The sequence below is a fragment of the Phenylobacterium sp. genome, assembly GCF_016793285.1.
Classification (GTDB): Bacteria; Pseudomonadota; Alphaproteobacteria; order Caulobacterales; family Caulobacteraceae; genus Phenylobacterium.
The window spans coordinates 1-9,765 of record NZ_JAEUMO010000157.1; the positions used below are offsets into that span (position 1 = coordinate 1).

General features: G+C 72.7%; 9 protein-coding genes, 1 tRNA gene and 1 pseudogene. 3 read left to right on the forward strand and 8 right to left on the reverse strand.

All coding sequences use genetic code 11. The features are described from left to right. From JNL41_RS14500 to JNL41_RS14515, 4 genes and pseudogenes are all read right to left on the reverse strand, one after another. Positions 1-198, reverse strand: a pseudogene (locus JNL41_RS14500) (very short patch repair endonuclease); the annotation flags it as partial. Between the two features lie 198 nt (positions 199-396). Then, positions 397-473: transfer RNA gene (locus JNL41_RS14505), tRNA-Arg, on the reverse strand. Between the two features lie 93 nt (positions 474-566). After that, entirely contained in the window at positions 567-1,847 is a 1,281-nt protein-coding gene (locus JNL41_RS14510; RefSeq protein WP_293476093.1) for a hypothetical protein, read from the reverse strand. Between the two features lie 34 nt (positions 1,848-1,881). After that, entirely contained in the window at positions 1,882-2,919 is a 1,038-nt protein-coding gene (locus JNL41_RS14515; RefSeq protein ID WP_293476095.1) for a P1 family peptidase, read from the reverse strand. A gap of 51 nt (positions 2,920-2,970) precedes the next feature. Here JNL41_RS14515 and ggt point away from each other — a divergent pair, with 51 nt between their 5' ends. Continuing rightward, positions 2,971-4,725, forward strand: a complete 1,755-nt coding sequence (ggt, locus tag JNL41_RS14520) for a gamma-glutamyltransferase (protein WP_293476097.1) — start codon at positions 2,971-2,973, stop codon at positions 4,723-4,725. 8 nt (positions 4,726-4,733) lie between these two features. Here the strand turns inward: ggt and JNL41_RS14525 are convergent, their stop codons facing one another. The 4 genes from JNL41_RS14525 to JNL41_RS14540 are packed head-to-tail and all read right to left on the reverse strand — an operon-like array spanning position 4,734 to position 8,137. After that, positions 4,734-6,209, reverse strand: a complete 1,476-nt coding sequence (locus JNL41_RS14525; protein ID WP_293476099.1) for a HAMP domain-containing sensor histidine kinase — start codon at positions 6,207-6,209, stop codon at positions 4,734-4,736. A gap of 55 nt (positions 6,210-6,264) precedes the next feature. Further along, the gene (locus JNL41_RS14530; RefSeq protein WP_293476101.1) at positions 6,265-7,308 is read right to left on the reverse strand and encodes a quinone-dependent dihydroorotate dehydrogenase; all 1,044 of its coding nucleotides are present in this window, start codon (positions 7,306-7,308) and stop codon (positions 6,265-6,267) included. After that, a complete protein-coding gene (locus JNL41_RS14535) occupies positions 7,305-7,643 on the reverse strand; it encodes a DUF952 domain-containing protein (protein WP_293476103.1) in 339 nt (112 codons plus the stop codon). The genes JNL41_RS14530 and JNL41_RS14535 overlap by 4 nt, the downstream gene beginning before the upstream one ends. After that, positions 7,640-8,137 carry a histidine phosphatase family protein gene (locus tag JNL41_RS14540; RefSeq protein ID WP_293476105.1) on the reverse strand — a complete coding sequence of 166 codons (498 nt, stop codon included), beginning with the start codon at positions 8,135-8,137 and terminating at the stop codon, positions 7,640-7,642. The genes JNL41_RS14535 and JNL41_RS14540 overlap by 4 nt, the downstream gene beginning before the upstream one ends. Positions 8,138-8,306: 169 nt before the next feature. Here JNL41_RS14540 and JNL41_RS14545 point away from each other — a divergent pair, with 169 nt between their 5' ends. Together JNL41_RS14545 and JNL41_RS14550 are read left to right on the forward strand one after the other, a co-directional pair. Next, complete coding sequence (locus JNL41_RS14545; protein ID WP_293476107.1) at positions 8,307-9,464, forward strand: homoserine O-acetyltransferase; 1,158 nt, start codon at positions 8,307-8,309, stop codon at positions 9,462-9,464. Next, positions 9,461-9,765 (forward strand): methionine biosynthesis protein MetW (locus JNL41_RS14550; RefSeq protein ID WP_293476109.1); only part of this gene is annotated, 305 nt, incomplete at its 3' end. The genes JNL41_RS14545 and JNL41_RS14550, both read left to right, overlap by 4 nt.

A 9,765-nucleotide genomic window follows, 5' to 3' on the forward strand; every position in this document is an offset into this window, starting at 1 on the left:
GTCAGGATGCCTGTGCCAAAAGCATCCGTGAACCAGAACGGCGGTCCTGTGCCGAGGGAGAACGATATCCGGCGTCCCCGGCAGGTCTCGCCGGTGGACACGAAACCGATAGCCCAGGCGGTGAAGCGCCTTCCGAACCCGCAGCTCGGGCCCGGTGTTCTTCGAGCGGATACGCGCCATGTTGGCGCTTCGGTCCATGAGTCATCCCACGACGTTCTCCGTGTCACGCCCCCAAATGGAACATAACCGGAACTACGATCGCATCAAGGTAGGGCGGTTCGCCGCTCTTGGGAGCGGCCCAAATCGTCGCTCGGCGCTCGTTCGGTGCCCAAGCGGTATCTGCTCAGAACCCGACAGCCCGACGAGTGGAAAAGCTTAATAAAAACAAGGAAGAAATGGCGCGCCCGGAACGATTCGAACGTCCGACCCTCAGATTCGTAGTCTGATGCTCTATCCAGCTGAGCTACGGGCGCGTCTGGCCTTTCGGCGAGGGCGCGGAACCTAGTTGCAGGGCGGAGGGAGCGCAAGCCCCCTTCCGCGCCTTTTTCCGCGCCCGGCCGCACCCGCTAGCGGCGCGGGAACGGCAGGCCGCCCAGGATGCCCTGGCGCAGGATATCGCCCGCCGTGGGCGCCTTCGGCGGTTGCTGGCCCGGGGGCGGCTGCTGGCCCGGAGGCGCGCCGGGATAGCCGCCCGCCTGCCGGCCGCCGCCCATCTGCGGCATGGCCATGCCCAGCATCCCGCCGGTGGCGGAGCGGTAGCGGACCTTCACGGCCCACTGCTGGTTCCAGGTCACCTTCGGGTCGGTGGGCCGGGGCGGGTAGACGAAGTTGGCCTCGCCGCCGTAGGCCGCGAGCTGCACGATGCCGCCCCCGCCGCTCATGGCGTCGAGCACCTCCTTCGGCACCTTGCAGGTGCGGGTGGCGGGGCCCATCAGGGTCTTGTTGGCCACCAGGCGGGTGATGTCGCCCCCCGAGAGGTAGTCGGGCATCGAGAACCCGGCCGACTGGGTCTCGGACGAGGACCACATCACCACCGTGTCCTGGCCCGCGCCGCCCACGGCGGTCGCCAGATAGGCCTGGGCGTTACCGACCAGGTTCCAGCCGAGATCGACGCCGCCGGCGGCGTTCCTGGCGTTGGTGTTGAGGTTGAGCGCGCCCAGGAAGTCCTGGTCCTCGCCGAGCATGAAGCTGATCTCGGGGCTGTAGTTGCCCTGGACGGTGTGCGGGCCGATGAGCGAGCCGTTGGACGGCACCGTCGTGCGCGTCTTCTCGTTCGGCCAGTCGCCGTAGGTCCGGTTGCGGCTGGGCGACGGCGGCTGCATCGGGCGGTAGTCGATGCCGCGGAACATGCCGGCCGCGGCGGTCGGGTTGCTGGCCATGGTGGCGAAGTCGATCACCACCGGCTGCCCCGGCCGGGCGCGCTCGCCGCAGCCCCAGAAGATCAGCATCTTGCCGCGGGGCTTCTGGTACTCGCGCGGGATCTGGCCGGGCTCCTCCTGGCGGACGGGCGTGGTCCGGGGCGTGACCAGCGGCAGGCTCTGACCGGCCTGCAGGGCCGAGGGCGGCAGGTGCTCGGCGGCCGGCGCGCCGCCGGGGGCCTGGCTGGAGCCGAGCTGCAGGGTCAGCGACTTGATCGCGCCGCCCCCGCCGCCGCCCATCATCGCCCGCATCATGGCGCCCGCGTCGGGCTGGCCGCCGCCGCCCGCGGCCGGCATGCCGAACCCGGTCTGGGTCTGGGCGCTCATCCAATAGACGGCGACCGGCCCGGTGACCTTCTGCTGGGCGGAGGCGGCGGTGGCCAGCGCGGCGATGCCTGCGACGAGCGCGAGACGGCGTCCATGACGCATGAAGGACTCTCCTGAACTAACCCGTTCTGCGAAACTACCAGCGCCCTCCCTGCAGGGGTAGGTCCCGCCAGCAGGACACATACGAGCCCGGCCACGGTGTGGCTTCAAAGACGCCGCGGGCGACGGCGCGCGCCAGGACGTCGGCGGCGAGCGCGCCCAGCCGCGCCAGCGTATGGGCGTCCGGCTCCGCGAGGGGCCTGCGGCCTGTCGAAAGCGCGAAGACGACGTCGCCGTCGAAGGGGGCGTGGACGGGACGGATGGCGCGGGCGAGGCCGTCCTGGGCCATGATCGCCAGGCGCCGCGCCTGGGCGGGGGTGAGGACCGCGTCGGTCGCCACGCAGGCGATGGTGGTGTTGCGCTGGTCGGCCGGACGCTTGGCGGGGCCCCAGTCGTCGGGCGGACCCGAGAGGCCCGCGGGCCCCAGGCCGCCGAACTCGTCGCCCACCTCGAACGGCGCGGCCCAGAACGTGCGGCCGCCGGGCGCCACGACCGAGCCCCAGCAGTTGACGCCGACGACCGCGCCCACCGTGTAGCCGTCCGCCGTCACGGCCGAGGCCGAGCCGGTCCCGCCCTTCAGCCCTCCCGCCATCGCGCCGGTCCCGCAGCCCGCGGCGCCCAGGGCGAAGTCCAGGCCGGCCGCCTCGATCGCGGCGCGGCCCAGCGCGCGATAGGGCGGATCCTCGCCCCAGCCCTTGTCGCCGCCGTTGGCGATGTCGAACAGGATGGCCGCCGGGACCACCGGCGACTTCGGGATGCCGTCGACCAGGCCGAACCCACGGCCCCGCGCGCCCAGCCAGTTCACCATGCCGTCGGCGGCGGCCAGGCCGTAGACCGACCCGCCCGACAGGACGACGGCGTCCACCGCGTCGACCAGGTTCTCGGGCGCCAGCGCATCGGTTTCGCGGGTGCCGGGCGCGCCGCCGCGCACGTCGCAGGCGCAGACGGCGCGCGCGTCGGGGAGGATCACCGTGACGCCCGTGCGGACGGCCATGTCCTCGGCCTGCCCGACCTTCAGGCCCGGCACGTCGGTGATGAGGTTGCGCGGGCCCGTGGCCGCCCTGTCTTCAGCCATCCGCGGACCTCGCACGCTCCGGCGCGTGTTGTCCACGCGGCCAAGGTCGCTATGGTCGCGGTCGCTGTCGAGGAGCCTGCCCGTCCCGTGAAGTCACCGTTCCTGCCGCTGGCCCTGGCCGCTTTCGTTTCCGCCTGCGCCGTGCCGCAGGACACCGCCGCGCGAACCCCCGCGAAACCCGCCGCGCAGCCGGCTGGCGCCAAGGCCATGGTGGCCGCCGCCAACCCGATGGCCGTGGAGGCGGGGCTGAAGGTCCTGCGCGCCGGCGGCACGGCGGCCGACGCGGCGGTGGCCGTGCAGGCGGTGCTCGGGCTCGTCGAGCCGCAGAGCTCGGGGCTCGGCGGCGGGGCGTTCATGGTGTTCTACGACGCCAGGACCAGGGCCGTGACCGCCTACAACGGCCGCGAGACGGCCCCGGCGGGCGCGACGCCCACGCTCTTCTACGGCGACGACGGCAAGCCGCTGGGCAAGGGCGCCGCGATCGTCAGCGGCCGTTCGACCGGCGTGCCCGGCGCGGTCGCCATGCTGGCGATGGCCCAGAAGGCGCACGGCAGGCTGGCCTGGAAGGACCTGTTCGGCGAGGCCGAGCGGCTGGCCGACCAGGGGTTCCCGGTCCCGGGCCGCATGGCCGCCGCCGCCGCCAGCCGCGCGCCCCAGGCCTCGCAGCCCGACGCGGTGACGTACTTCACCAAGACCGACGGCCAGAAGGTGCAGGCCGGCGACCTCTTCAGGAACCCGGCCTACGCCGCGACGGTGCGCAAGATCGCCGCCGAAGGGCCGAAGGCGCTGCTGGAGGGCGAGATCGCCCAGGCCATCGTGGACCGGGTCCACGAGGGCGCGATGCCCGGGTCGCTGACCCTGGCCGACATGAAGGCCTACAAGCCCAAGTCGTCGCCCGCGCTCTGCCGGCCCTACCGGGTCTACGTGGTCTGCCTGCCGCCGGCGCCGTCGGGCGGGCCGGGCGTGCTGGAGGGCCTCGGCATCCTCGAGAACACCGACATCGGGCGCCATCGCAACGACGCCGAGGGCTGGTATCTGTTCAGCCAGGCCAGCCGGCTGATGTACGCCGACCGCGACCGCTACGTCGGCGACCCCGACTTCGTGGAGGTCCCGACCGAGGGCCTGCTCGACAGGGCCTACCTCGCGGAGCGCGCCAGGCTGATCGGGCCCGAAGCGGCGGCCAGCGTCGGCCCCGGCACGCCGAAGGGCGCCGGCCCGCGCGCGCCTGACACCACCCGCGAGCCGGGCGGCACCACCCACTTCGTCGTCGTGGACCGATGGGGCAACGTGGTCTCGATGACCACGACGGTGGAGAGCATCTTCGGCTCGGGCCGGATGGTCCACGGCTTCTTCCTGAATAACCAGCTCACCGACTTCAGCTTTACGCCGCAGGACCGTGACGGGGCGCCGGCGGCCAACGCCGTGGCGCCGGGCAAGCGGCCGCGCTCGTCGATGTCGCCGGCCATCGTGCTGGACCGGCAGGGGCGGTTCGTGGCGGCCGTGGGCTCGCCGGGTGGACCGTCGATCCTGGCCTACACGCTCAAGGCGCTGGTGGGCGTGCTGGACTGGAAGATGCCGATGCAGGAGGCCATCGCGCTCCCCAACATGATCGCCGGCGGCAGCTTCTACGCCGCCGAGGTCGACGGGTTCTCGCCGGCGCTCAAGGCCGGCCTGGAGGCCAGGGGCGTCAAGCTCTCCAATGGGTTCGGCGCCGAGGGCTCGGGCCTGCACGGCGTCGAGGTCACGCCGACCGGCCTGCGCGGCGGCGCCGACCCGCGGCGCGAGGGCGTGGCCAAGGCGCCGTAGCGCCCACCTCAGGCATCGCGCCTCGATCTGCGGACCCGCGGCCTCGCCCGTGGCGCGCCGGGCAGGCGCAGCTCGAAGACCGTACCCTCCTCGCCGGTGACCGAAAGCGTCAGGTCGCCGCCGTGGCCCTGCGCCAGCTCCCGGGCGATCGCGAGGCCCAGGCCCGTCGAGTCGGGGCGGCCCGAGCCGGCGAAGGGCTGGAACAGGCGCTCGCGGATCCGTTCCGGCACGCCCGGGCCGTCGTCCGACACGCGGATCAGGCTGGAGCCGCCGGCGGTCTCCAGCGAGACCTCGATGCGGCCCGCGCCCTTACGCCCGTCCTGGTGCTCGATGGCCTGGCGCGCGTTGCGCAGCAGATTGACCAGGATGCGGTGCAACTGGTCCGGGTCGGCGCTCACCTGGTCGGCGGCGGCCACCTTGGAGACGAACGTCACGCCCGGCCCCGGCACGCGCGCCTCGGCGGCGGCCTCGCGCAACGCCTGGCTGAGCTTCACCACCTGCGGCTCGGGGGCGGCCTCGTTGGTCTTGCCGTAGACCAGCACGTCGGCGGCGAGCTTGACGGCGCGGTCCAGCGCGCGCTCGAGGCGCGGCAGCGCCTGGCTGACGGTCGGGTCCTTCGAGGCGGCCAGCCGCTCGGAGGCGAGCTGCGCCGAGGTCAGCATGTTCTTCAGGTCGTGGTTGATCTTGGCCACCGCCTCGCCCAGCGCCGCCAGCCGCGCGCGCGACTGGAGCGCGGTGCGCAGGTCGGCCTGCATCCGGTCGAGCTCGGCCTCGGCGCGGCCGATCTCGTCGCGGCGGCCCGAAAGCTGGATGTGGGCGGCGGGGTCCTCCGGGTCGGCGCGGAACCGCTCCATGGCGAAGGTGATCCGCCGCACCGGCCGCACGAGGAAGAGGTTCAGCGCGAAATAGACGACGAAGCCGGCCAGCGCCGAGACCCCGGCGACGATGGCCACGAGACGCCAGAGATAGCTGGCCAGCGCCCGCTTCAGCTCCGCGTCGCCGGCCACGAACTCGATGAAGTCGGCCTCCTTGCGGAAGCGCGGCTCGGCCACGACGCGCACCCGGCCGCCGTCGCCCAGCAGGGTCTGGAACGGCGCGAGCAGCGCCACGCCGGTGGCGCGCGGACGCAGATCGACGACATAGGGCGCGCGCGCCGGCCGGTTGGCGGCGAACACGAGGCTGCGGACGCCGTCGATGGAGACCGCCACGATCTCGACCCCGGCGCCTTCGAGGAGCTGGGTCTTCAACTGTTCCGACACGACCCGGTCGGGAGCCACCTCCGGCGCCAGCGAAGCCAGTTCGGCGGCGCGGACGCGGTCCAGCAGCCATTGCTGCTCGTAGGCCGCCATGGCCGGCGGGATCGCCATCGCCCCGCCCAGCGCGGCGAACACGACGGTGAGGACCAGCAGGCGTGCGGAGAGGCCGCCGGGCCAGAAGAGGCGGCGCCTGATCTGCTGGAAACGGTCGCTGGGCGCCTCCGCCATGGTCCCTTTCGACGTGTGCTCACCGACTTAATGCGCCGGCGGGCCTGCGGCTAGGCTAACGCGCAGCCGTCGCTTCGGCCACGGACCGGAAGCCGTCGGCCTGCAACCGCTGGGCCAACTCGCGCTTGATGCGGGTCACCAGGCCAGGTCCCTCGAACACCAACGCGGAATAGAGCTGAACGGCGCACGCGCCGGCGCGGATTTTGGCGTAGGCGTCGGCCCCCGACGCGATCCCGCCCACGCCGATCAGGGCGAACCGGCCGCCCGCGGCCTCTCGGAAGCGGCGCAGCACCTCGGTCGACGGCCCCATCAGCGGCGCGCCGGACAGGCCGCCGGCCTCGGCGGCGAACCTCGAGCGGAGCGGCGGCCGCGCCACGGTGGTGTTGGAGACGATGACGCCGGCCAGGCCGTGGGCGGCCACGGTCTCGGCGATGGCCTCGATCTCGGCGTCCTCCAGGTCGGGCGCGACCTTCAGGAACATCGGGACCGCGACGCCCTGCGGCAGGGCGTCGGCCGTCTGCACGATGCGGCCCAGCAGTTCGTCGAGCGCCGCGCGGGTCTGCAGGGCGCGCAGACCGGGCGTGTTGGGCGAGGAGATGTTGATTGTGAAGTAGGACGCCATGCCCCAGAGGCGGCGCAGGCCGGCCGTGTAGTCGGCCAGGCGGTCCTCGGAATCCTTGTTCGCTCCCAGGTTCGCGCCCACGACCCCGCCGCCGCGGCGGGCGAGGCGGCGGGCGAACGCCTCCAGCCCCTCGTTGTTGAAGCCCATGCGGTTGATGACCGCCCGGTCCTCGGCGAGGCGGAACAGGCGCGGGCGCGGGTTGCCCGCCTGCGGCTTCGGCGTGACCGTGCCGCACTCCACGAACCCGAAGCCCGCCGCCAGCATCGGCCCGAACGCCTCGGCGTTCTTGTCGAAGCCGGGCGCCAGGCCGACCGGGTTCGGCAGCGGCATGCCGGCGAGCTCGGTCGCCAGGATCGGCGGGTCGGCCGGCGCGCGGGGGCCGAGGCCGAGCTTCAGGCCCGTCAGGGCGAGCCCGTGGGCGTCCTCGGGGTCGAACCCGCGCAGGACGCGGGTCGCGAGGCCGTGGAGATCGCTCATGCGAGCGGCGGGAGCTGCGGGACCCCGTCGGGCCCGAGCGGCGCGGGATGAACGGCGTGGACGTCGGCCGCCGCCAGCGATCCGTAGAGGTGCGGGAAGAGGTCGCCGCCGCGCGAGGGCTCCCACCTGAGGCCCCCGGCGATGTCGCCGCTCTCGACTTCCAGGACCACGAGGCCGTCCCGGCCCGCGAAGTGGCGGCGCGCGGTCTCCTGCGCCTGGGCCGCGGTGGAGAAGTGGATATAGCCGTCCTGACGGTCCGCCGCCGAGCCCTCGAAGGAGCCGAGCGCCTTCGCCGCCCGCCACTCGGACTGCGGCAGGATCTTGTAGATCCTCAATGATGCCGCCCGGGGAAGAAGAGGCCGTCGTAGTGCGGCCGGCCGTTCGCGTCGATCAGGAAGACGGCCGCCGCCGCGGTGGGGAAGTTGCGCTGCGCCTTGCCGATCAGGCCCAGCGGCGCGCCGCCCTCCCGCAGCAACTGGATCGTCAGCTCCTGGAGCCCCGGATTGTGGCCGACGATCATCAGCGTCCGGCGCCCCTCGCCGGCCTTCCCGGCCGCGGCGCGGAGGGTGCCGGAGTCGGCGTGGTAGAGGTGCTCCTCGATCCGCATCTCGGTGTCGGGGAAGGCGCCCTGCAACGACGCCCAGGTGTCGCGCGTGCGCTGGGCCGGCGAGACCAGCGCCAGGTCGGGCGTGAATCCCAGGCCCGCCAGATGCGCGCCCATCTCGGCCGACTCCTCCTGCCCGCGCGGCGCCAGCCGCCGGTCGAAGTCGTCGCCGCTCGCGGAATCCGGTTCGGCCTTGCCGTGCCGGAAGAGGATCAGCCGATCCATGGACGCTCCCCAACGCGCCGCCAGGCGGCGCGTCGACTCTTGACTGAGCGCGCTCGAACGCAAAACCGGCAGCCACTCTTGCTGACCGCGCTCCCCACCCGGTTCATAGCCTAGGGGCCAACCTTCGCAAGCCATTGACACCTGTGGACGCAGGCGGTCCAACGCGCGCATGACGGCGCAGGGCCCGATCAAGGCGGAATTCGAGGCGGGCGGCGGGACCTGGCGGTTCCCGGCGAACCAGCCCCTGCGCCTCGATTCCGGCGCCCAGCTCGCCCCGCTGGAGATCGGCTACAAGACCTACGGCGCGCTGAACGCCGACAAGTCGAACGCCGTCCTGGTGTGCCACGCGCTCTCGGGCGACCAGCACCTGGCCTCGACCCATCCCGTCACCGGCAAGCCCGGCTGGTGGGACCGCTTCGTCGGCCCCGGCAAGCCGCTGGATCCCGAGCGCCACTTCATCGTCTGCACCAACGTCGTCGGCGGCTGCATGGGCACGACCGGGCCCGCCTCGGTCGATCCGAAGACCGGCGAGGCCTACGGGCTGACGTTCCCGGTCATCACCATCCGCGACATGGTCCGCGCACAGTCGATGCTGATCGACGCCATGGGCATCGAGACGCTGTTCGCGGTGATCGGCGGCTCGATGGGCGGCATGCAGGCCATCCAGTGGGCGGCCGATTATCCCGAGCGCGTCTTCAGCGTGGTGTGCATCGCCGCCGCCGCGCGCCACTCGGCGCAGAACATCGCGTTCCACGAGGTCGGCCGCCAGGCGATCATGGCCGACCCGAACTGGATGAGCGGCGCCTACCTCGCCGCCGGCGTGCGGCCGGAGAAGGGCCTCGCCGTCGCGCGCATGGCCGCGCACATCACCTACCTGTCGGAAGCGGCGCTCCAGCGGAAGTTCGGCCGCGAGCTCCAGCGCGACGGCCTGTCGTGGGGCTTCGACGCCGATTTCCAGGTGGAGAGCTACCTGCGCCACCAGGGGACCAGCTTCGTCGACCGCTTCGACGCCAACAGCTACCTCTACATCACCCGCGCGCTGGACTACTTCGACCTGGCCGCACAGTACGACGGCGTGCTGGCGCAGGCGTTCGTCGGCGCGCGCAAGGTGAAGTTCTGCGTGCTCAGCTTCTCGTCCGACTGGCTCTATCCGACGCCCGAGAGCCGCGACATCGTCCGCGCGCTCAACGGCGCCGGATGTCGTGCGTCGTTCGCCGAGATCCAGACCGACAAGGGCCACGACGCCTTCTTCCTCGACGAGCCGCTGCTCGACGCGACGCTGAAGGGTTTCCTGGGCGCCCAGGCGCTGGCGCGGGGCCTTGCGTGAGCGCGATCCGCGAGGACTTCGCCGAGATCCTCAAGCTGGTGCGCCCGGGCGCGCGGGTGCTCGACGTGGGCTGCGAGGACGGCGAGCTGCTGGAACTGCTGACCCGCGAGAAGCAGGTGGACGGCCAGGGTCTGGAGATCAGCGCCGAAGGCGTCGCCCGCGGCGTGGCCCGGGGCCTGTCGGTCGTCCAGGGCGACGGCGACCGCGACCTCGACCACTTCCCGACGCGGGCGTTCGACTACGCGATCCTCTCGAAGACGCTGCAGCAGATGCGCGAGCCGCGCCATGTGCTCTCCGAACT

Excerpts from the sequence above, each read along its gene's own strand:
- JNL41_RS14510 (WP_293476093.1), bottom strand. The coding sequence starts at position 1,847 with ATGCGTCATGGACGCCGTCTCGCGCTCGTCGCAGGCATCGCCGCGCTG.
- JNL41_RS14515 (WP_293476095.1), bottom strand. The coding sequence starts at position 2,919 with ATGGCTGAAGACAGGGCGGCCACGGGCCCGCGCAACCTCATCACCGAC.
- ggt (WP_293476097.1), top strand. The coding sequence starts at position 2,971 with ATGGTCGCGGTCGCTGTCGAGGAGCCTGCCCGTCCCGTGAAGTCACCG.
- JNL41_RS14525 (WP_293476099.1), bottom strand. The coding sequence starts at position 6,209 with ATGGCGGAGGCGCCCAGCGACCGTTTCCAGCAGATCAGGCGCCGCCTC.
- JNL41_RS14530 (WP_293476101.1), bottom strand. The coding sequence starts at position 7,308 with ATGAGCGATCTCCACGGCCTCGCGACCCGCGTCCTGCGCGGGTTCGAC.
- JNL41_RS14540 (WP_293476105.1), bottom strand. The coding sequence starts at position 8,137 with ATGGATCGGCTGATCCTCTTCCGGCACGGCAAGGCCGAACCGGATTCC.
- JNL41_RS14545 (WP_293476107.1), top strand. The coding sequence starts at position 8,307 with ATGACGGCGCAGGGCCCGATCAAGGCGGAATTCGAGGCGGGCGGCGGG.